Annotated in this window: 19 protein-coding genes and 2 pseudogenes; 13 read left to right on the plus strand and 8 right to left on the minus strand. The window is 59.6% G+C overall.

What is annotated here, in order from left to right; translation table 11 throughout:
• The first annotated feature begins 207 nt into the window (after positions 1-207).
• From KKY_RS12585 to chrA, 7 genes are all read left to right on the plus strand, one after another.
• Positions 208-945 carry a HupE/UreJ family protein gene (locus tag KKY_RS12585; protein ID WP_083824265.1) on the plus strand — a complete coding sequence of 246 codons (738 nt, stop codon included), beginning with the start codon at positions 208-210 and terminating at the stop codon, positions 943-945.
• A 10-nt stretch (positions 946-955) separates the two neighbouring features.
• The gene (locus KKY_RS12590; protein WP_014131743.1) at positions 956-1729 is read left to right on the plus strand and encodes a hypothetical protein; all 774 of its coding nucleotides are present in this window, start codon (positions 956-958) and stop codon (positions 1727-1729) included.
• Positions 1730-1777: 48 nt separating this feature from the next.
• Complete coding sequence (locus tag KKY_RS12595) at positions 1778-2056, plus strand: metal-sensing transcriptional repressor (protein WP_014131744.1); 279 nt, start codon at positions 1778-1780, stop codon at positions 2054-2056.
• A 10-nt stretch (positions 2057-2066) separates the two neighbouring features.
• Positions 2067-3386: an MFS transporter gene (locus KKY_RS12600; protein WP_014131745.1), complete on the plus strand. Its 1320-nt coding sequence runs from the start codon at positions 2067-2069 to the stop codon at positions 3384-3386.
• A gap of 5 nt (positions 3387-3391) precedes the next feature.
• On the plus strand, positions 3392-4114 hold the full coding sequence (locus tag KKY_RS12605) for a HoxN/HupN/NixA family nickel/cobalt transporter (protein ID WP_014131746.1): 723 nt from the start codon (positions 3392-3394) through the stop codon (positions 4112-4114).
• Positions 4115-4251: 137 nt separating this feature from the next.
• Complete coding sequence (locus KKY_RS12610) at positions 4252-5079, plus strand: chromate resistance protein ChrB domain-containing protein (RefSeq protein WP_014131748.1); 828 nt, start codon at positions 4252-4254, stop codon at positions 5077-5079.
• Positions 5072-6466, plus strand: a complete 1395-nt coding sequence (gene chrA, locus KKY_RS12615) for a chromate efflux transporter (RefSeq protein WP_014131749.1) — start codon at positions 5072-5074, stop codon at positions 6464-6466. The genes KKY_RS12610 and chrA overlap by 8 nt, the downstream gene beginning before the upstream one ends.
• Before the next feature lie 534 nt (positions 6467-7000).
• Here chrA and KKY_RS12620 read toward each other — a convergent pair.
• The 5 genes from KKY_RS12620 to KKY_RS12640 form a co-directional block, all read right to left on the minus strand.
• Positions 7001-7981 (minus strand): ABC transporter permease, encoded by a 981-nt coding sequence (locus tag KKY_RS12620; protein WP_014131750.1) that lies wholly within the window; start codon positions 7979-7981, stop codon positions 7001-7003.
• The gene (locus KKY_RS12625; RefSeq protein ID WP_014131751.1) at positions 7974-9530 is read right to left on the minus strand and encodes a sugar ABC transporter ATP-binding protein; all 1557 of its coding nucleotides are present in this window, start codon (positions 9528-9530) and stop codon (positions 7974-7976) included. Before KKY_RS12625 ends, KKY_RS12620 begins: the two co-directional genes overlap by 8 nt.
• Positions 9531-9547: 17 nt before the next feature.
• Positions 9548-10699 carry a levoglucosan dehydrogenase gene (locus KKY_RS12630; protein WP_014131752.1) on the minus strand — a complete coding sequence of 384 codons (1152 nt, stop codon included), beginning with the start codon at positions 10697-10699 and terminating at the stop codon, positions 9548-9550.
• Between the two features lie 141 nt (positions 10700-10840).
• A complete protein-coding gene (locus tag KKY_RS12635; RefSeq protein ID WP_014131753.1) occupies positions 10841-11959 on the minus strand; it encodes a substrate-binding domain-containing protein in 1119 nt (372 codons plus the stop codon).
• Between the two features lie 42 nt (positions 11960-12001).
• Positions 12002-12826: a sugar phosphate isomerase/epimerase family protein gene (locus tag KKY_RS12640; RefSeq protein WP_014131754.1), complete on the minus strand. Its 825-nt coding sequence runs from the start codon at positions 12824-12826 to the stop codon at positions 12002-12004.
• Positions 12827-13148: 322 nt separating this feature from the next.
• On the opposite strand from KKY_RS12640, the gene KKY_RS12645 reads away from it, so the two are divergent.
• Both KKY_RS12645 and KKY_RS12650 read left to right on the plus strand, forming a co-directional pair.
• Entirely contained in the window at positions 13149-14501 is a 1353-nt protein-coding gene (locus tag KKY_RS12645) for an ROK family protein (RefSeq protein WP_244404012.1), read from the plus strand.
• Between the two features lie 11 nt (positions 14502-14512).
• Positions 14513-15511: a substrate-binding domain-containing protein gene (locus KKY_RS12650; RefSeq protein WP_014131756.1), complete on the plus strand. Its 999-nt coding sequence runs from the start codon at positions 14513-14515 to the stop codon at positions 15509-15511.
• Between the two features lie 184 nt (positions 15512-15695).
• Here KKY_RS12650 and KKY_RS12655 read toward each other — a convergent pair whose 3' ends face one another.
• Entirely contained in the window at positions 15696-16568 is an 873-nt protein-coding gene (locus tag KKY_RS12655; RefSeq protein ID WP_014131757.1) for a LysR family transcriptional regulator, read from the minus strand.
• 160 nt (positions 16569-16728) lie between these two features.
• On the opposite strand from KKY_RS12655, the gene KKY_RS12660 reads away from it, so the two are divergent.
• The 4 genes and pseudogenes from KKY_RS12660 to KKY_RS12675 all read left to right on the plus strand — a co-directional run.
• A complete protein-coding gene (locus KKY_RS12660; RefSeq protein WP_014131758.1) occupies positions 16729-17448 on the plus strand; it encodes a hypothetical protein in 720 nt (239 codons plus the stop codon).
• A gap of 246 nt (positions 17449-17694) precedes the next feature.
• Positions 17695-17904 (plus strand): annotated as a pseudogene (locus KKY_RS12665) (IS21 family transposase); the annotation flags it as partial.
• Positions 17901-18671 carry an IS21-like element helper ATPase IstB gene (gene istB, locus KKY_RS12670; RefSeq protein ID WP_014131760.1) on the plus strand — a complete coding sequence of 257 codons (771 nt, stop codon included), beginning with the start codon at positions 17901-17903 and terminating at the stop codon, positions 18669-18671. The pseudogene KKY_RS12665 and the gene istB, both read left to right, overlap by 4 nt.
• A gap of 113 nt (positions 18672-18784) precedes the next feature.
• A pseudogene (locus KKY_RS12675) lies at positions 18785-19213 on the plus strand (ATP-binding protein); the annotation flags it as partial.
• A gap of 260 nt (positions 19214-19473) precedes the next feature.
• Here KKY_RS12675 and KKY_RS12680 read toward each other — a convergent pair.
• Both KKY_RS12680 and KKY_RS12685 read right to left on the minus strand, forming a co-directional pair.
• Positions 19474-21048: a hypothetical protein gene (locus tag KKY_RS12680; protein ID WP_139305144.1), complete on the minus strand. Its 1575-nt coding sequence runs from the start codon at positions 21046-21048 to the stop codon at positions 19474-19476.
• A 189-nt stretch (positions 21049-21237) separates the two neighbouring features.
• The gene (locus KKY_RS12685) at positions 21238-22323 is read right to left on the minus strand and encodes an ABC transporter ATP-binding protein (RefSeq protein ID WP_041528751.1); all 1086 of its coding nucleotides are present in this window, start codon (positions 22321-22323) and stop codon (positions 21238-21240) included.
• Position 22324 lies beyond the last annotated feature (1 nt).

The raw sequence follows: 22324 nt of genomic DNA on the forward strand, positions 1-22324 counted from the left end.
GTCGGTGAGCACTCCCACGAAGTTCCTGGCGTCCCGATTTCTTTCCCGCTGATGACCGCAACGGTGGCGGGCATTGACTATCCTATGGCCCAGGAGCGGGCTGCTTCTCCGTTGAAGCCGGAATTCGAGCGACCGCCGAGACCCTGATCCATCAATGCGTTGTGCGGCCCATCGGGTCGGTCCTCAACTCTTTGGATGGATATTTCCATGTTCATAAATTTACTTCCGGCCCGCGCTCCGACACGGAGCGGGCCACAAGCCCTATGGACGCGTATCGGATGGGCTGCAGCCATCTTGCTTACGCTGACCACCAGTGCAGCCGCGCATGGCGTTGCGACAAGTGATGCCGGATATATCGGCGAAATCACCGGCATTAACCTTTTGCCCTTCGTCTATCTCGGGGCAAAGCACATGTTCACAGGCTACGATCACATCCTGTTCCTTTTGGGCGTGATCTTCTTTCTCTACAAAATGGAGCACATCGGCATCTATGTTTCGATCTTTGCGATCGGACATTCGACAACGATGCTTCTCGGTGTGTTTTTCAACTGGGCGATCAGTTCGTATTTCATCGACGCGATCATCGGGTTGTCGGTGGTCTACAAAGCGCTCGACAACATCGGGGCGTTCCAGCGCTGGTTCGGGTTTCAACCCAACACCAAGGCGGCGACCTTGGTCTTTGGCCTGTTCCATGGGCTTGGCCTCGCCACCAAGGTGCTCGAATACGACATCTCACCAGATGGGCTCTTACCCAACCTCATCGCCTTCAATGTCGGGGTCGAGATCGGCCAGCTTCTGGCGCTCGCAACGATCCTCATCGTCATGGGCTTTTGGCGGCGCACCCGCTCGTTCTGGAAGCATGCCTATACCGCCAATGTTGCCATGATTTGCGCCGGGTTCGTCCTGTTTGGCTATCAGGTCGTTGGCCTGTTCGTCGTTCCGTAAGGAGAGAAAAATGTACAATACCGACTTCCCCGAACGGGCCGACCTGCCGACCACGCAGCGCCTCGTTCGCTCCACAATCATCGCCGGTGTGGCCGCCATTGCAATCCTGATCGCCGTGGTTCTGCCAGCCGAATACGGTGTCGATCCAACGCGCATCGGTCGCGTACTCGGTCTTACCGAGATGGGCGAGATCAAGATGCAGTTGGCCGAAGAGGCTGCTGCCGAAGAGGCGTTGAGCGCTGCGGTTGCAGCGGGCCAGCCCGTTCCGCAAGCCGGAACACCCGGCGTCGATGTCTCCCAGCTCCAATCGCGGCTCGATGTTCTCGAACAGATCGTGATGGGCCTGCAAGCTGGTGCCATTACCTCCGGCGCACCCAAGCCTGGTTCCGAACAGGCGCCGGTGCAACAACAAGCCGCCGCCACAACCGAACCACAGGTTCTCGAACCCGAAGTCGCTTCAACGACCCCGCAGTGGCGAGACGAGATCGTGTTCACCCTTACGCCTGGCGAGGGCACCGAATACAAGCTCGTCATGGAATCGGGGGCAATCGCGACCTATGAGTTCATCGTGGATGGTGGGGTGATCAATTTCGACGCCCACGGCGATGGCGGTGGACAATCGGTCGCCTTCGAAGAAGGGCGTGGTGTTCCCGGCGACAGCGGCGAACTCCAGGCTCCCTTTGCTGGAAACCATGGCTGGTTCTTCCGCAATCGAGGCTCCGAAGACGTGGTAGTAACCTTGCGCACTGGCGGCCAATACCAGGAACTTCGTAAGCTCATCTGATCAAGCAACACCTCTTGCCATATCCCCCTAGGGGGATATGGTACAGAGATGAACACCCATCCTTCGCACCAGTCTCATCCCGCCATCGTCAAGCGCCTCAAGCGTGCTGGCGGTCATCTGCAGTCGGTCATCGAGATGATCGAGACAGAACGCGCCTGTCTCGACATCGCCCAGCAACTCCACGCCGTTGAAAGAGCAATCGCCCAGGCGAAGAAGGCGCTGATCCACGATCACCTCGATCACTGCCTCACCGATGCGACACAGAGCATCGATCCTGCGCGTCGCGTCGAGATCGACGAATTTCGCGCCATCGCCAAATATCTGTGAGACTTCGATCATGCTTTCCATTCTGGCCAACCGCACCTACCGCCATCTTTTCTCGGCCCAGATCATCGCGCTGATCGGCACCGGGCTCGCCACCGTTGCTTTGGGACTGCTCGCATTCGAGTTGGCGGGTGAAAACGCCGGTGTCGTTCTCGGAACGGCCCTTGCCATCAAGATGATCGCCTATGTGGGCGTGGCCCCGATTGCTGCTGCTTTCGCCGACCGCGTGCCGCGCCGGTCCATGCTGGTGGCCCTCGACCTGGTGCGTGGCGGGGTCGCGGTCTTTCTGCCCTTCGTAACCGAAATCTGGCAGGTCTACTTGCTGATCTTCCTGCTGCAATCGGCTTCGGCGGGGTTCACTCCGACCTTTCAGGCGACTATCCCGGACGTGCTGCCCGACGAGCGCGAATATACCCGGGCGCTCTCCCTTTCGCGCCTGGCTTACGATCTCGAAAGCGTGGTGAGCCCGCTCTTGGCAGCAGCTCTTTTGACCGTCATTTCATTCAACAGCCTCTTTGCCGGAACGGTCATCGGCTTTTTTGTTTCGGCGCTCCTGGTGCTCTCAGTGCAATTGCCGAGCCCCCAGCCATCTCAGCCGCGTGGCATTTATGATCGCACGACGCGGGGCATCCGCATTTACCTCAAGACGCCGCGCCTGCGGGGCCTGCTGGCCATCAATCTCGCTGCGGCAGCGGCAGGTGCAATGATCATCGTCAACACCGTGGTTCTCGTTCAAGGGCAATTCGGCCTGACCCAGCAAGATACCGCATTGGCCCTAACGGCGTTCGGCGGCGGATCGATGTTGGCCGCGCTTGCACTTCCGTCACTGCTTGACCGGATTTCCGAACGTCCTGTCATGCTGGGTGCGGCAGCTTTTGCATCCGGAGTGATGATTGTAGGGGCGATGGTGTCGAATTTTCCGATGCTGTTGATCCTCTGGGTTCTAGCCGGTGCTGCTTATTCTGCCGCCCTCACGCCATCGGGCCGTCTGTTGCGGCGGTCGGCTCACCCCGAAGATCGCCCGGCAGTCTTTGCCGCCCAGTTCGCACTGTCCCACGCGTGCTGGCTTTTGACCTACCCACTCGTGGGATGGCTTGGCGCCACCTTCGGGATGGGCCTGGCCTTCTTGGCCATGGCAGCAATAGGGACGGCCGGTGCGGGCGCGGCACTGCGCGTGTGGCCCAAATCCGATCCCGATGTAGTCACCCATATTCATGACGATCTTGATGCCGACGATCCGCACATTGCCGATGCCGAGAAGACCCAGCGCGGGTTTCGTCACGCCCATGCCTATGTCATCGACGCCGACCACGCCGCTTGGCCGACCCGGTAACAAACGTGCTCGAACTTCTTGTCGATCTGCAAACCACGATCCATCACACCATGGGGGATTACGTATCGACCTTCGCGCGAACGCAGGACTGGTCAGCTCTGCTGGCCGCGCTGCCCATCGGCATCCTTTTCGGCGCGGTCCATGCCCTGACACCGGGACACAACAAGCTGATCCTGGCGACCTATACAGCCGGAAACCGCCTTGCGCTATTGCGTGCAGCGTTTGTCTCGATGGTGATGACCCTCACCCATATCGGTTCCGCAGTTGTCCTGGCCCTGGTTGGCAGCACTTTGATCTCGCGCACCTTGGTTGGCGCTGGTCGCGCGCCTGCTATTGAGGCGGCAAGCCACATCCTGCTGATCGCTATCGGGGCGTGGATGATATGGTCTGCCATCCGCGGCAATCGCCACGGCCACGGGAAACACCAGGGGCAAGGCATGGCCATTGGGCTTGCCGCGGGGCTCATTCCCTGCCCACTCACGCTGTTCGTCATGGTCTTTGCCCTCGCCAACAATGTTCCTGAAGCGGGCTTGGTATTCGCGGCGACGATGATTGTAGGTGTCGGTGGCATTTTGACACTGACGGGAATCGTCGCATCCTGGGCTGGGCGCAGAGCGGCCTCATGGCTCGAACATCACGACAGCACGGTTTATCGCGTAGGGATGGCCGCGCAGGCCATAACAGGCATGGTCATTGTCGGGCTGGCAATCGTTCAGTTGATCGGATGAGGGCTGGCAAAACAGTCGGCAATCTCGCAATTGACTTGCCGCCATTTTGCTTGCACGGTGCTTTCATGGGGATCGCGATCTCCCCATGAGGCGACAGCCAAAGCTCGCGTTCCGTCACTGTTACACAAGGAACGCTTATGCCTGCGCCCGATTCCATTTCGGCTGACAAACTCGCCAAGCTTGTCGGCACTCCCAAATGTCCCGTGATCCTTGATCTTCGCACCAGCGACGACTTTGCTTTGGCACCTCAACTTGTGCCTACAGCAAGGCATATCTCTCTCGATGCCATCGAATCCGGCCCGCAATGGTTTGGCAGCCGGAACGTTGTGACACTATGTGCTCAGGGCCACGCCATAAGCCAGGGTGCGGCCGCGCTGCTGCGCACGCAAGGCTTGGCTGCCGAATACCTTGAAGGTGGGTTCGCGGCATGGAGCGAGGCCAAGCTGCCAACCTTCGATCCCGCCAAACTGCCCCCCTCGAACGCAAGAACGAACACCATTTGGGTGACCCGATCCCGACCCAAGATCGACAGGATCGCCTGTCCCTGGCTGATCCGTCGCTTCATTGATGAGAACGCGCAATTTCTTTATGTGGCGCCATCCGAGGTCGAGCGCGTTGGCGAGCTGTTTGCGGCCGCCCCGTTTGATATCGAGAATGTCTTCTGGAGCCATCGTGATGAGTTGTGCACCTTCGACGTCATGCTCGCCGAATTCGGGCTCAACCTTCCTGCGCTCGATCGTTTGGCCCGCATCGTGCGCGGAGCCGATACCCACAGGCTCGATCTCGAACCCGAGGCCGCTGGACTGCTTGCCGCAGCCCTTGGACTGTCACGCATGTATTCCGATGATCTCGCCCAGCTTGAAGCGGGTATGACGCTGTTTGATGCCTTTTTCAGATGGGCGCGCGATGCAACGGGGGAAACGCATAACTGGCCAACCAACAAGGTGGAGACCTCCAATGGATGACCAGCTCGCACGCCAGGCGTCCAGGCCCGCACCCTTCCCCACATTGGGCGAAGCATTCACTGTCTGGGCGCGGATAGGACTTCTGAGCTTTGGTGGTCCCGCCGGTCAGATCGCCCTGATGCACAGGGTCCTCGTTGAGGAAAAGAAATGGCTGGGCGAACAGCGTTTCCTGCATGCGCTCAATTTCTGCATGCTGCTGCCTGGGCCGGAGGCGCAACAGCTTGCCGTCTATATCGGGTGGCTGATGCACAGGACGCTCGGCGGCTTTATAGCTGGCCTGCTGTTTGTCCTGCCCGGAATCCTGGCCATCATGGTGCTGAGCTGGGTCTATGCGCTCTATGGCAATGTCGGCTTTGTCGAAGCGCTGTTTGATGGCCTCAAGGCGGCAGTGTTGGCGATCGTCGTCCACGCCGTGGTGCGGATTGGCCGTCGCGCCCTCCGATCAAACGTCATGATCGCTGTCGCTGCGCTTTCCTTTATCGCCATATTTGCCTTCGCCATCCCGTTTCCCCTGATCATCGCTGCAGCCGGGCTCGCCGGATATTTGGGACACCGCGTCGGCGTCTCCGGGTTTGCAGGTGGAGCGGGCCATGGCAGTGCCGGTCGCACCACTATTGCCGACGCCGATACGGTACTGGGAGAATCAACGCCCGAGCACGCACGGGTCGATGCGACCTGGGCCATTCGCATATCCGCGATCCTGATTCTGCTCTGGCTGACGCCAACACTTGTTCTCGTTGCAGTCGCCGGATGGGACAACGTTTTCACGGCCATCGCCTTGTTTTTCTCCCAGATGGCCGTCGTAACGTTTGGAGGCGCATATGCGGTGCTGGCCTACGTTGCCCAGGAGGCTGTCCAGAACTATGGTTGGCTGGCACCCGGTGAGATGCTCGACGGGCTCGGCATGGCCGAAACCACCCCTGGCCCCCTAATCATGGTCACCCAGTTCGTTGGCTTCATGGGTGCCTTCCGTGATCCTGGCACCATGCACCCATTGCTGGCTGGCACACTCGGTGGTCTATTAACAACCTGGGTGACCTTCACGCCATGCTTTCTGTGGATTTTCCTTGGCGCCCCATTCGTCGAGCGCCTGCGTGAGAACCGGGCACTCGCGGCGGCCCTGTCAACGATCACGGCGGCGGTCGTTGGGGTCGTGCTCAATCTCGCAGTCTGGTTTGGTATGCATGTCATCTTTCGCGAGGTCAAAACCTTCACCGGATTTGGCTTCACCATCGACATTCCCGTATGGTCCACCATCGATGTGATCGCCGCAGTTTTGGTTGGCGCCTCCCTGGTTGCCGCGTTCCGGTTTAAAGTCGGAGTAATCTCGCTCCTACTCGGGGCGGGAGGCGCCGGAATGCTGGCTTATGCTGTGACCGGGGCTTGACGCTTCAAACAAAACTCGAGTGCTTCCGTTCAATGCGAGTGTCTTCGCAATGCGGGCAATAACGACCGGCAGCTTTGAGCAGTGGGCACATTCGCATTGAACGGTTGAAAAGAAGGCAACCTTGCAGCCGGTGTGCGATCTTGCGAATGGCCGCTTCCCGGCTCCGCTGCCCAAAAGCGGTCAGGCAGGAAACCACCCCCCAACCGGTCATCCACGGGGGGGGATCCAGCAATCAGCACAACGGTGAAATTGGGGCCGAAACCTGACTATCAAGTTTCGGCGATGAATTGGAAAAAGCGGACGTTCGGCGTCCGACGCCTTTGTGGACGGTCGGGTCATAAAAAGCGAGGAACAAAAGCAGAAGTTCATTGCCAACCCACGTGCTCAGATTGCAACCTATCTCCCCTATGACTGGCCATTAACTTGGGCTGTATAATCCTGTCGTCCCCCGAGGAACCCACAGCGCCATCGCGAGGTACATGTTAAGAATGCCACCTCTGGGAAAAGGTCTTTCCGCTTAGCCTCAACATTACTTTATTCCTTGGCGCGCCCCATTTGGCTGATCGCAACCGCCAGGATAATTATCCCGCCACGGGCAATCAGCTGTTGGGAATACTCGAGCCCCATCAGGATAAGGCCGTTGTTGATGACCCCGATCATGAGCGCGCCGAAGATCGAACCGATCACCGTCCCGCGTCCACCAAAGAGCGCTGTACCACCCAGCACCGCAGCGGCAATGACGGAAAGCTCGTCCCCTTCCCCAAGCTGGAACCGGCCCGATTGCAGCCGCCCGGCATAGAGCATCCCAGCAACAGCGGCGGTCATCGAGGAAATCATGAGCACGGCGAGCTTGATACGCTTTGTGTTGACGCCCGAGTAGCGCGCCGCGGTCAAGTTTCCGCCTACCGCCAGCACTTGGCGGCCGAACCGGGTGTGCTTGAGCACAATGTGCCCTACGAGCCCGAAACACAGCATCCACAACAGGAGCGAGGGAATTCCGAAGGGCGTGCCGCCGCCAAAAAACGCGGCATAGCCCATGTTGAGAATCGGAACGGATGCCGTATCGCTGATCCACATCGCGGTCCCCACCGCAATCCCCATCATCGCCAGCGTTACGAGGAAGGAGGGTATGTTGAGGCGCGTTGTCAACAGACCATTGACGAGCCCCACGATCAAGCCTGTCAGTATCCCTGCACCGATACCGAAGAATAGGCCTCCGCTCATCAGTCCCATGGCCGTTGTGACCGAAGCCAGTCCGGCGACCGATCCCACCGAGAGGTCGATTTCGCCCGAGGCAAGAACGAAAGTCATAGCAACCGCCATTACGGCGATGATGGCGCTCTGGCGAAAGATGTTGAGCAGGTTCTGGGGATGGGTGAACCCGCGGTCGCCTAGGGTGATGGCGAAGAAAATGAACACCGCCACGATACCGAAATAGATAATGTTCTGCCGCCAGGACGACTTGAACCAGCCAACCAGTCCCGACGGCGAAGCGATACTGAGAAAGTTAGACATTAATGGAGTTCCTCTCCTGAAGGACGAGCTGCAGCCTATGTTCGGCGCGCTGGAATTCGGTTTCCGGTTCGGCTGTTTCGGTCCCTTCACGCGTGAGTTCGCTGCGGTCGACAATCCGCCGCACCGAGCCCTTGTCCAACACCGCTATACGGTCGGAAACCGCCAGAAGCTCTGCGAGCTCCGAGGATATGAAGATGATCGAGCGCCCTTCGGCGGCCAGGCGCCGAACCAGCTGGATGATTTCGGTCTTTGAGCCGATATCGATCCCCGCTGTCGGTTCATCCATGATGAGAATGTCCGGCGCGGCCGCGAGCCATTTCCCGATAACGATTTTTTGCTGATTGCCGCCCGAGAGCGCATTGGCCGGTAGGCGCTCAGAACTCGTCTTGATCGAGAGTTCCTCTATGGTCCTTTGCGCGAGGCGGGTGAGATCGCTTCCTCGCATGAAGACGCGGCCTGAAACGCGCTCGAGAACGGGCAGGGCGATATTGTCCTCTATGGAATGCTCAAGAACGAGACCCTGGCGGCGCCGATCCTCGGGGACGAGCGCAAACCCAAGGGCCTTTGCAGCCCCTGGCGATTCGATGGCGACAGGCTTGCCGTGCAATTCAATGGTCCCCGAGACATCCCGCTCCAGCCCGAACAGAATGCGCGCCAGACGAGAGCGCCCCGCCCCCATAAGACCGGCAAGGCCCAGAACTTCGCCCCTGTGCAGCTCGAGATTTATGCTGCCCTCGCGTCCCTTAATCGACACGTCGCGAAGCCGCAGCACAACCTCCTCGCCGGCATTACTCGCCGACATGAATTCGGTCATGTCGCGACTGGCCTTGCCCATGATGTCGGCAATAAGCGACTCAAGGGAATACTGGGCAATGGGCCGGCTCGCCACCCGTTCACCATCACGCAAGACGGTCGCCATATCGGCGACGCGAAATATCTCGTCCATGCGGTGCGAAACATAGATGATGGCCTTGCCTTCCTTCCGAAGAGCCGCCAGCAAATCAAAAAGGATGCTCACTTCCGTGGACGTGAGCGCGGATGTGGGTTCATCGAGAATCAGAACATTGACGTTCCGGCTGAGCGCCTTGGCGATTTCCGTGAGCTGTTGCTGGCCGGCACTCAGGTCTGCCACTTCGACGCCCGGGTCGATCGCCACCCCCATCGACGCGAAGATGTCCCGAGCACGGCGTTCCATTTCGCGATCGGCGATCAGGCCGCCACCCCCAAGCGGCTCCCGCGCCAGAAAAATGTTCTGGGCCACGGTGAGCGAGGGGACAAGGCTCATTTCCTGAAAGATCATACCGATCCCCAGGTCGGCGGCCGTCCGGGGCGTCAAGTGCGAAACCTCACGCCCGTTGACGACGATGCTCCCGGCATCGGGGGTTAACACCCCTTGCAAGACCTTGAGAATCGTCGACTTGCCTGCCCCGTTTTCGCCCAGCAGCGCATGGACTTCGCCGCTTCGCACGGCCAGATCGACACCTTTTAGGGCATGGACGCCACCAAAGCGCTTTGAAATTCCGCGCATCTCCACGGCATAGTCCGACACCTTTGCCCCCTCCATGCTCAAATCTCGACCCAGCTGCCGCTCTCCCCTGAACGGATCATGGCGTCTGCGATCTGAGAGATTCTATACCCGTCCTCGAAGTTGGGGCTGGGCTGGGTATTCTCGGCGATCGCCTTGAAGAGATCATAGCACTCGACGATCTTGGTTTCGCCATACCCGATACCCAGCGCCGGGATCGGCCACAATCCCTCACCGTAGGGATGGGCGGCACCGGTATAGATGGTGCGGAATCCTCGCGCATCAGCCGGATCGTCGGCGAACATGACCTGCAATTCGTCGCGGCGTTCATAGTTAAAGACCAGAGAGCCTTTGGTGCCGTGCACTTCGAAGGTCAGGTAGTTGTTGCGGCCATAGGCGTTGCGAGAAGCCTCCAGGGAACCCATAGCACCGTTGGCAAAGCGCAAGAGGGTGATCGTCTCGTCGTCGACATCCACGGCGCCTCGCTCGGCGCCAGCTCCACCTCCGCCCGCTCCGAGCTTGTCCAGGTGCCCACTGGCAACCGGTCGGCTAGGAATGAGGGTGCGGTTGACCGCGTATACTCCGGTGATTTCGCCCGCGAGGTAGCGAGCGAAGTCCAGCACGTGGGTGCCGATGTCGCCGACAGCTCCGGAGCCTGCCACGTTCTTCTGGAATCGCCACGAGAGCGGGCTGTCGGGATCGGCGGACCAATCCTGCAGATAGGTGCCGCGAAAGTTGACGATGTCGCCGATGCGGCCTTCGTCAATGAACTTGCGCGCCAACGCAACGGCCGGCGTGCGGCGATAGTTGAAAGCCACCATATGGATGACCCCTGCCTCGCGCACCGCATCGAGCATGGGTTTGGCCTCTTCGCCCGTTCGGGCAAGGGGCTTCTCGCAGATAATGTGCTTGCCTGCCTTTGCGGCAGCAATGGCTATTTCGGCATGGCTGTCATTGGGTGTGACGATGTCGACAACATCGATGTCGTCGCGCTCGACCACGGAGCGCCAGTCCGCGGAGGATTCTTCGAACCCGAACCGGACCCTGGCATCGTCCGCTGCTTCTTGGGTGATATCGACCACCACCTTGCGCACCGGGATGGCCGGAGCGGGCCAGAAAAACATCGGCATCGCCGCGTAGGCCATGGCATGGGCCTTGCCCATGAACCCGCCGCCGATCATCGCTACATTCATACGCTTCATTGTCTTGATCCAAATTCCTCTTGTGTGCGCAGTCGGAGCGACAGCACAGCGCTTGCAGGGAGATGTTTGGTGCCGGTGACGCCGATCCGGCGGCCGAAGGGAGGGTCCGGCCGCCGCGATCTCACGCTCGAGTTACTGGCTCATGCTCTGGACGACGGTGTCGGGAGCCGGCTGGGAGTAGACCGTTTCCCAGGCTTCGAGCAGGTTGGACTGCTCGACTGGCAGCGCCGGCAGGGCAACATAGACCGGAGCGTCCTTGTCGAGCAGCGCGTAGCCGGCGAGCTTGGCCTCGGTCTGCCCCTGGGCGAACGGCTGCTGCGCTCCAAGCCCCTTGATGTAGCCACCGCGCGCCATGTCGATGGCAACATTCTCACCAAGATCGATGGTAGTGATCACAAGGTCGTCGCGCCCGTTGGCGCGTGCGGCTGCAATCACGCCCTCGGCCGGAACATCCCAGACCGCCCAGATGCCGTTGATCCCGGGATTGGCGGTCATCATCGCCGAGGCTGCACGCTCAGCCTGGCCAGTGAAGTCAGGACCGGCAATGCCCTGCTCGTCCACGATCTCGATCCCGGGATAATTTTCGGAGATCGTCGCCGTGAATGCATCGTAGCGCTGCTGGGTCACAAAGAAGTCGGCAGCATGGAAGACGACGCCGATCTGCCCCTCGCCCTCGAGGGCCTTTGCCATCAGGTGCGCCGATGCGACACCGTTGCCGTAGTTGTCGGCCGAAACAACGCTTACGTAGTCGGTGCCCGCCTCCATATTGGCCGGAACATTGTCCATGAAGACCAGTTCGACACCCTGGGCCGCGGCCTGGCGATATGCATCGGCCGTCGCCACCGGATCGGTGGGAATGGAAACGATGATGTCGGGACTTTGCGCGAGAATCGTCTCGATGTCCGAAACCTGCTTTTCAGGGGCGAAACCGGCATCGGTGACGGCGATGACTTCGATTCCCATTTCCTCGAACTGCTGATTGAGACCGTCGATCTGAGCCTGCGCCCAGTCATTGCCGCCATAGTGCATAACGATGGCCGCGGTTGCGTTCATGTCCGCGATCTGGGCGAGCTCATCGTCGCTGAGCGTGATTTCGGCGGCAGCCGTCGGCTCTTCTCCGCCCGGGCCTGTGGACAGGACCCGTTCCGAGAGGGTCGCGAGAGCTTCATCCGGGCTCTGGGCCAGCGCCGCCCCCGTGGCGGTCACGGACAAGAGCGTCGCAGCCATGAGAGATGTCTTGAAAATTTGCATTTGGGTCTCCTCCCGTTGTGCAATCGTTGAAAATGTGAAGTTCTAGCCTGCCACCTTATCGAGAAACGCCTTGCTGCGGGTCGCACCCTCGAATGGGTCGGACCATGCATCGAGTTCAGTGGACACCCAGCCGGAAAACCCGACCTCTTTGAGCGCATCGACAATGGCGGTCATGTCGAGGTCGCCTTCGTCGAGCGGCGTGAAGCCGAAGGGCTCCCGCTGCAGGCCCTTGAGGTGTACGTAGGAAATCCGGTCCTTGTACTTCCGGATGAGCGCCGCAGGATCGCCGCCCGCCCCCGCCAGATGGGCCGTGTCGGGACAGAACGCTATGTCGGTCTCGGCGAATATCTGCGCTATTTCGTCTGGCGTTTCGGCGAGCGTCGACAGGTGCGGATGGTAATGCGGCTCCAGCCCGTGCCTTTCGGCAATGGCCGCAACCTTGTCGAGCCCGGCGGCGGTCTTCTTGTAATCATCGGGCCGCGGACCTGCACGCCGGCGCGCACCACCGCCGACGACCAGATGTGGCGTGGAAAACTCGGCAGCCAGCGCTGCCACCGCCTCTATCTTGCTAAGTTCCTCTTCGAGAACATCGTCAAAGATCAGATTGGCGCCAACATAGACAGCCAGAAGCTCGAGCCCTGTGTCCGACAGAAGTGCTTTGAGCTCGGACTTTTCCTCCGCGTAGCCCAGAAGGTTTCCGTCGAACACTTCCACACCTTCATATCCGGCGCGCGCGATGTCGGACAGAGCCGTGCGCATATCCGCAAAGGTCATGTAGTTGAGCTGCCCGATCGAGGTGACCCCGACCGGATGCCCCCCCAGGGGGCCCCAGCAATTGGCGTGATACGCCAGCTTCCAGCGCGACATGGCTCCTCCGTTCGCCGGAAGTGATGCCCGGCGGCGTGTTGGAATTCTTCGTTTGCGGATCTTCGGCGTGTCACGTGCCGCAAGGGCGACACCTGTTTTGCCCGATCCTCCCTCACACCTCGTAGTTGGGTGCATGGGGGCACTTTTGCTCAGAGAAAAGGGCAAGTCAATGGACATTCTGCATAAGTACGCAAACTTTTGCTGATAATCAGCATAAGTCTGATGCTTGCGTGTTTAAGAATGACCATATATCGCTTGAAGTCGCGAATTTTCCGCGCCGAAAGGCTGAACGCGAACCCGCACAGGCAGTCGAGACATGAAAGTGGACAGACAAAAAGCGTCTCCACGCCCCGCTTCAAAGGTGCGCGGCCGTTCAGGCGAAGCGGTAGTCAACTCCCTCTCAACGGTCCTGACGCTGGTGCGGACTGGAATCGCTAGTACGCGACAGGAGATCGAGCGGGAAAGCGAACTGGGCCGCGCCGTGGTGGCGGACCGGCTAGCCACCCTTACCGGGCTGGATCTCGTTGACGAAAGCGAACTCGGTGCCGCGAGCGGGGGGCGCGCACCCCGGCTCGTGCGGTTCAATGCAGATATCGGCCGGGTGCTCGTCGCTACGCTGGACCAGACCGCGCTGGGCGTGGGCATTGCTGATCTCGATGGACACCTGCTCATGGAACACCATGAGGCCATCGACCTTGCGTCCGATCCCTCGCCCATTCTGAATCGGCTCATTGCGCTGTTCGAATGGGTTCTCGAAAAGCACCAGAATAGGAAGCCGGTCTGGGGTGTCGGGCTGTCTGTGCCCGGCCCCGTTGCCGTGGTCGAAGGCGCCGATTTTCTTTGCCGGACACCCGAATTCATGCCCGGCTGGGAAGGGTTTCCGTTCGTCGAGCGACTGCTGGTGCATTTTAACGCCCCGGTATGGATGCGTTCGAGCGTCGAGACTATGACCATGGGCGAACTCAAAGCCGGAGGCGGCGTGGGTCAGCAGACAATGCTGTTTATCAAGGTCGGCACCCGCATCGGCGCCGGCATTGCCGTCAACGGAACCGTCTACCGCGGCGCCCAGGGTGCGGCGGGTCTGATTGGACAAATTCCCGTCGCTACTGTGGCAGGATCACCCACTCTTGAAGCGGCAGCGGGCAGCACAGCCATTGCGGCAGCGGCAACGACCGCAGCACTCAGTGGTCAGAGTCCGTATCTCGCGGACACATTGGACCGCCTGGGCGAAATCACGGCTATCGATGTCGGACAGGCCGCGCAGATGGGCGACAGCATCGCTACTGAACTGCTCTCAAAGAGTGGACGCCTGATCGGTGAGACCGTCGCGGCACTGACGAACATGATCAATCCCGCCCTCATCGTCCTGGGAGGAAGCGCGGCGCAGACCAGCGACACTATTCTCGCAGCGGTCCGCGAAGCGGTCTATCGCAACTCCCATCCCCTCGTAACGCGCGATCTTCGTATTCTGCGCTCACAAATGGGAAGTTCGGCCGGTTTGGTCGGCGCGGCTGCTGTCGTCACCGAACAGATTTTTTCCACCGCCACCTTGCGTGGCTGGATCACGCAGGGCAGCGTGCTGGACCACCCTGGATTTCAAGATGCGCTCGATGCAGCGAACCAGCGCCTTGCGGCAGTGCCGACCCGGCCACAGCCGCCAGCGCCGACCGCATAGGGAGAGACGGAATGCCTATTTCCGGGCTTGGCCCGCATGGCGAACGGGCGACACCGCCATCAAGTGTAGAGCTTTCGGAGACCGACATCGCGGCATCGCGCGAGCGGGGATTTTCGGTCACCGTCGTGATGCACACCATGAACGGGGACTATTCGAAACAACAACTTGCGGGAATTGTGGGCACCTTGGGTGACTATGGCGCCATCGTGCCGGAGGTGGTCGATTGTCACTTCGATCCTCGCCGACAAGTCGAGGCACTCGACCGACTGATCGCTTCCGGAGTCGACGCGATAGTTTCGATCCCGATCGGAAACGCCGATGTTGTTGAGGCCCACCGCAGAGTCGCCAAGGCGGGCATACAACTCATCCTGCTCGACAACGTTCCCACTGGACTGCTGCCGGGCAGCGACTATGTGAGTCTCGTTTCGGCGGACAATTTCGGGCTGGGCCAGGTGGCGGCCGAGCTGCTCTCGCCCTATGTTCCAAGTGAAGGACACTTGGGTGTGCTGGCGTATGGTGTCGACTTTTATGCCACCAACGAGCGCGAGATCGCGTTCGCCAAGTGGATCCAGGCCAATCGCCCCGACGTCCGCATCGCAACGCGCAAATTCTCGGCCATCGAAGACGCAAGGGCCGAGACCGAAGCGCTTCTACAGAGCGACGCCGACATTGCCGCCCTCTTCGTGGTCTGGGAGGCGCCCGCGATTGGCGCAATGACAGCATTGAAGGCTCAGGAGCGCTCCGTGCCGCTGACCACTATCGATCTGGGCCGTGACGTCGCAGTCGCCCTCGCCGACAACGCCATCATAAAGGGTATAGGAGCACAACAGCCTTTTGCTCAAGGGGCGGTCGGCGCCAAGACCACGGTGCGCGCGTTGCTGGGCCATCGGGTTCCTGCCTGGGTCGCTCTTCCCGCGCTTGCGGTAACGCAATCCAATGTCATCGAGAGCTGGCAGATGGTCTGGCGTGCGCCGGCACCCAACGCTCTCATTTCGCTCCGCAGAACGTAGATTCGGGGCCGTAACCTGACAGGCACCTTGCTGGAACGAACTCGGGAAAGCGGACGTTCCGCGTTTACAGGAGCGGCGTCATTTCCGGCCCTTAGCTGGCGCTCGTGTCCGTTGCAGTGAAAGGCAGCACGGAGCCCAGAGTGACGAATGCTGCACGATGGGCGAATGTCGATGGCCGACCTCACTACGCCGGCATGCGCGTCATCTCACGGATCAGATCATTTGTCTCTGGTCTCGTCGTTTGGTGCCGATATCGAAGGGCCAAAACAGTTCTTGATATTTCAAGGCCATCGATGGGTTTCGACACAAGGCCCGTGTCCGAAGGAATAGCGGTGGCTGGCAGGATCACCGCACCTGACCCTTGCCGAGCAAGTTCAACTAGCCAATCCACGCGATTTGACCGATAGGCCGCGTAGAGTTCGTGACCATGATCCGCGCAGGTCCCATGCAAAGCATCCCGCATTTCGCAATTTAGTCGGTCAAGCATGTCAGTTCCAGCAAGAGTCGAAAGAGAAATCGCATCTAGTTCAGACAACGGGTGCGACTTTGACACCACTACCTTGTAGTCCTCATCATAGAGATGATCTATGCGATAGAGGTCTTCGCTGACCTTCTCTGCTGTGACGACAACGTCAAATTCACCATCTCGCAACCCAGCAAGAAGCTCGGAGGATGACGCAACGATCAGTTCGATTTCGGCTTGCGGCAATCGTGTACGAGTACGCTCCAAAGCTGCCGAAATCCTGTTGTGGCCAATCGTTTCGCCGATACCGACAGAAATTGGAACCCGCTCCAAGCGCAAATGACGGACCGCTTCGGCCTTAGCCTGTCGCGTCTCATCATGAACCGTCTGCAACCTTGGCTGCACGAGTTTTCCGAGTGCCGTAAGCCGGCATCCCGCACGGTCCCTGACAAACAGGTCACCTCCAAGCTCGTCTTCAAGTTTCTTGATCGCAGTCGTCAAGGAAGGTTGGGAGACATTGGAGGCACTGGCCGCATGGGTGAAGTTCCGGTGCTCGCATACCGCGAGAAAATACCTGATCTGGTTCATTTCCATCGCCGCATTCTCCGTCACATCTCGATTCAGGTCATCAAAACAACTTCGATAGCCCATGTCTATCAAAGAATAGAATTTCGGAATTGGAGTCCGAAGCATCCGGCATGGGACAAGAGTGCATCGAAGCCAAGCACGGTGCACTTCAGATCAGGAGACGACCATGAAAACGCAAATCCTTCAGACAGTCGCCGCACTGGCGCTGATCACAACTTCTGCAACTGCACAGGACAACCCAATGGTAAATCATACAGCCAGCTACATCGCCATGCCGGCCGCCGAAGGCCAGACCGGAGCTTTCGCGGAGTTTCTGGCTGGTGCCGCAGCGATCGTGCGGGACACAGAGCCGGGCACCGTCCTTTGGTTTGCTCTGCAAGCCGATGACACGCTCGCAATCTTTGACATCTTCGCAGACGAAGAAGCACGCGACGCTCACTTCTCAGGAGCGGTTGCTGCGGCTTTGAACCAAAACGCCGACGCGCTGGTCGACGGCGGATGGGACGACGGTGTTGTCGCGAATATCAACAACTCCGATGTCCTCTCGGCAAAGGCGCCGGTTGATCTCTACACGGCGACGACCGCAACTTACATCAAGCTCAAAGCTGCTCCAGGTAAAGGCCCCGAATTGGCAGCCTTGCTGACCGCCGCCGGCCCCATCGTCGCAGAAACTGAACCCAAGACATTGTTCTGGGCGGCGCTGCAGATTGACGAGACCAACTTCGCCATCTTCGACATCTTTGCCGACAACTCTGGCCGCGAAGCGCACTTTGCCGGACAAGTCGCCGGACTCCTGAATGAAAAGGCTTCAGAATTGATCTCAGGTGGATGGGACGACGGTGTGGTGGCAAACGTCCACAATTTCGAAATCCTCGCTACCAAGTAATCTCGAGGTGACTTGAGAAAGAAGTGCCCGGTGCAACCCATCGGGCGCTTTGCTGTTTGAATTTAGATTCACGCCAAAGCGGCCGTTCGAGTAATCGCAGCGAAAGCCGCTCCGTCCGCTCTGCAGACCTTCATGTCGTCCAAGCCGAACTTCCGCCTTCCACCCCAAGGCAGACATTACCGCCTACGCGCTGCCAAGGTCTATTGCTTATCGACTTAGAACTCCTAACAAAACCGTTCTGTTGCTCTGGCCGATCTGCACGCAGCCGTGAAGCAGGCGCTGCATCTGGGCGCCATCAGCTTCGACGCCGTGAAGCACCTCGTCCTGTGCCGGGCCGAACGCAGGCCACCAAAGCTGGACCTCGACATCTATCCCTATCTGCCCAGAGCCACTGTCGAGAAGACGTCGGCCAAGGCCTATATGCGCCTGCTGGACCGTAAGGAGGAACCGGCATGAGCAGCGATGCTCCAGAACTCCTGCTCGCCCACCACCTCAAGACCTTGAAGCTGCCGACCTTCCAGCGTGAGCACCACAAACTTGCCCGGCAATGTGCGGTCGAGGGCGTGGATCATGTCCGCTACCTTGCCCGGCTGGTCGAGCTGGAACTGATCGATCGGGAACGGCGGATGGTCGAACGCCGCATCAAGGCGGCAAAGTTCCCCGCCGCAAAAAGCCTCGACAGCTTCGACTTCGCCGCCATCCCGAAGCTCAACAAGATGCTGGTGCTGGAACTGGCGCGGTGCGAATGGATCGAGCGCCGCGAGAACGTCATCGCGCTCGGCCCCAGCGGCACGGGCAAGACCCACGTCGCGATCGGCCTCGGCTTGGCGGCCTGCCAGAGGGGATTGTCCGTCGGCTTCACCACAGCGGCCGCGCTCGTCAGCGAGATGATGGAGGCGCGCGACGAACGCCGTCTTCTGCGCTTCCAGAAGCAGATGGCGGGCTACAAGCTGCTCATCATCGACGAGCTGGGCTTCGTGCCGCTCTCCAAAACCGGCGCCGAGCTGTTGTTCGAGCTGATCTCGCAGCGTTACGAGCGTGGCTCCACCCTGATCACCAGCAATCTGCCCTTCGACGAATGGACGGAAACGTTCGGTTCCGAGCGCCTCACAGGCGCACTCCTCGACCGGCTGACCCACCACGTCAGCATCCTCGAGATGAACGGCGACAGCTATCGCCTCGCGCAAAGCCGGGCACGAAAAACCGCCAACCCTCACCAATAAGATCGCCGACGCTGCGAGCGGAAAACTCTGGTCGGGCTACGCCCTCCCGACGTTCCCCGCTCGCAGCAGCGCCAGTTGCCTGGTTTTGCGCCGCCCAATGGCCGGTTTTTGCTCCGCCGTTGACAGGCAAGACCCATGTCGCACTCGGTCTCGGCCTGGCCGCCTGCCAGAAGGGCCTGTCCGTCGGCTTTATCACGGCCGCCGCTCTCGTCAGCGAGATGATGGAGGCCCGCGACGAACGGCGTCTTCTGCGCTTCCAAAAGCAGATGGCCGGATACAGCCTGCTGATCATCGACGAACTGGGCTTCGTGCCGCTCTCCAAGACTGGGGCGGAGTTGCTGTTCGAGCTGATCTCGCAGCGCTACGAGCGCGGCTCCACCCTGATCACCAGCAATCTCCCGTTCGACGAATGGACGGAAACGTTCGGGTCCGAGCGTCTGACCGGCGCGCTGCTCGATCGCGTCACCCACCATGTCAATATCCTCGAGATGAACGGCGACAGCTACCGCCTCGCCCAAAGCCGAGCCCGAAAGGCGGGCTGAAACACTTACCAAAATCGCCGACGCCGCGAGCGCGAAACTCTGGTCGGGCTACGCCCTCCCGACGTTCCCCGCTCGCGGCGCCAGGTGGCCTACTTTTGCGCCGCCCAATGGCCGGTTTTTGCTCCGCCGTTGACAAGATGGACGTGGCCGCGCCCCTCGATCAGATACTCCTGCGCCAGAAAGGCGCCCGCCGGGTGGATTCCACCTTGCCGCTACTGAATCGGGGCAACTTGTCCGGTCTCGATTTGTCTCGCCATGTTTCAGGCGATTTCGCTTGTAGAATTGACCTTGCTGCGGACGTCCTCGGCGAGTTGATGGAGGCGGGTTGGACTGGTCAGCCAATAGACGTAGTGAGGATAGACCGTGGTCTCAAGGTGGCTGGCGAGTTCGCCTTGAAAAGCGTCCAGGGCATCTGCGTTGGCAAGGGCGGTCACGGCGTCACTGCGTTCGCCGGTCTGCAGGGCCCGCTGGGCCGCAAAATAAGCGTGCGCGGACAGCTCATAGCCCCGGGCATACCAGACATAGAGCTCTAGCATAGCCTCGATCTCGACCAGGAACGCGTCCGGCAGACCGAGCGTGCCGGGATCAAGAATATCCTTGAGCTTTTCCGCCTGCTCAACCGCTTCACGCTTTTCAGCATAGATGACGGCAAGGTTCTCCGGGGTCGGCTCGAGATGTTTCGCCGAGCCAGGGTCCCATTGCTCGCGCTGGTGCCAGACCTGCATCACGTTATAGATGGCGCTCAGCGACTGGCCGAACTGGCTCGAGTAATTAAAGACGTGCCCACGCACATAAAGGGCCTTTTCCATAACCTTTGACCCTGCACGCATGAAGGCCTGCAGCCGTTCGCGCGCATCCGGAGCGCTCGGCCGGACAGGCTCGCCGGTTTCGCTCGAAGCGGTAAATCCCGAATACAGCCCCCACTCGAGCCAAGCATCGTAGACCTCATCGAGATCGCGATCGGGATTGGAACTCAGCATCGCCGCACCAATCAGGTTGAGCGTATTGAAGCTGTTCATGTTGTTGCTCTCGTCGAGCCATTCGATATCGGTGCGGAACCAGGCGCCCGTTACCCCTTTGGACCGGCAGTGACGAATGCGGTTCTGGAAGTCCTCCACCAGACTGGCGGGAAACGCCCCCTGCCCGTAATACTGCCCCCAAACGTCGAACTCGGCCCATTGCGCCAAGCCCTGGGTTTGGCCCAGCTTGGGATTGTCGGGAAACGTCGGCCAGAAGTCGTGGGGCACATTCTTGAGCCCGATCACGATGTCTTTCGATACCGCCATGCTGGCTTCTATGACGGCATTCTGATGATCCTTGGAATAGGAAAAATCACGGATCACCAGCGTCTTGCCGCACGCTTCAAGCGGCTTGTAAACAGCGCGGATGAAATCCTCATACCATTTGTTCGGATCCGTGCTGCGGCAACGCTCGCAATCGCAGGTCATCTTGGAGATGGACACCTTGCTCTCGCGGGTGGCCGGGCTGACGATCGCCCCGGCCACGTCGGGGTAATAGCGCACCAGCTCGTCCATCTTTTCGGCCACGAACTCAAACCAAAACGGATTGGTGGGACAGATCTGGCCATCCTTGTTCTTGAGCTCGGGATACACCTCCAGCAGACCTTCAGGATACCAGATCTCCTTGAACTCCGGATAAAAGGCCACCCCTTGCGCCTTGCAGCGCCGCGTCACCTCCTGAAGAAAAGCCCGCTTGACCTGAACGTCGATATAGCGAACCGGCCACCGCTCCCACAGCAGGTCCTCGCTAAAATACTTCTCGGGCAGCGTGATGAAATCCATCATATCCGTCTGATGGAAAACAAGAGCGTTCATTTCAAAACGCTTCATGAAAGCTAAAGCCTGATCAACGTCCTTCCAATTCCACATCCGCCGGTTGTCGATCTCAAGACCGATCATACCCATCCCGTCCATGCAATATCCCTTCAGTCAAAAATAACTCGCACTGTCCCTAGAAGCCGCAAGCGCCTGGCTTGGCTGAACCTGAGCAGAAACCGTAGATTTTCAGGGGCTGGCGACCCTCAGACCCTGCTCGTCGAAAAGGTGCCATTGACCCAAGCGCGGCTTAACCTCCAAGGCCTCGCCCCGGCCAACGGTGCTCTGGCCGGGCTGGTGGATCAGAATATCGGTTGTCCCGAGCCTGCCGTGCACATACGTGCTGGCGCCGTGCTGCTCGGTGAGCGTCACGGCGACGGACCAGTTGCCCTTCTGATCCTTTGCGGGAACCATGTCTTCGGGGCGCACACCCAGCGTTACCGACATTCCCGGCGTCAGATTTTCCACAGCGCTCGCAAGAATGATCGGAGCTAGGCCTTCGCCCACGAACGTTAGGCCGTCGGGCGTCACATCCGTTATGGTACCCGGAATAAAATTCATGCGCGGTGAGCCGATAAATCCGGCCACGAACATATTGGCTGGACGATTGTACAATTCGAGAGGCGCACCGACTTGCTCGATAACACCTTTGCGCAGCACCACGATTTTGTCGGCCATGGTCATGGCTTCGATTTGATCGTGAGTGACATATATCATGGTGTTGCCCAGCCGCTCATGCAGACTGGTGATCTCGGCACGCATCAGAACCCGCAGTTCGGCATCTAAGTTGGACAACGGTTCGTCAAACAGAAAAATCTTTGGGTCGCGCGTGATGGCCCTGCCGATGGCCACCCGCTGCCGCTGGCCGCCCGAAAGTTGCTTGGGCCGCCGTTCCAGCAAATTGTCGATTTGAAGCAGGTTGGCAGCGGAATCGACGCGCCGGACAATCTCTTTCTTGGGCATGCGCATATTTTCCAGCCCGAAACTCAGATTCTGCCGTACGGTCATATGTGGATAGAGCGCGTAGGACTGAAAGACCATTGCGACGCCCCGATCGGCGGCCGGAAGACCGACAACGGTGTTGCTGTCAATGCTGATGTCACCGGACGTCACATCTTCCAGCCCGGCAATCAGGCGTAGCAATGTCGACTTGCCGCAACCGGAGGGGCCGACGAATACTACAAACTCTCCGTCCGCAATATCGAGGTCGAGACCAGGAATAACCTCGACTGAACCGAACTTCTTTTTTAGATCTCGGATGGTTAGGCTAGCCATG

Origin of the sequence: Pelagibacterium halotolerans B2 (assembly GCF_000230555.1) — a bacterium.
GTDB lineage: Bacteria > Pseudomonadota > Alphaproteobacteria > Rhizobiales > Devosiaceae > Pelagibacterium > Pelagibacterium halotolerans.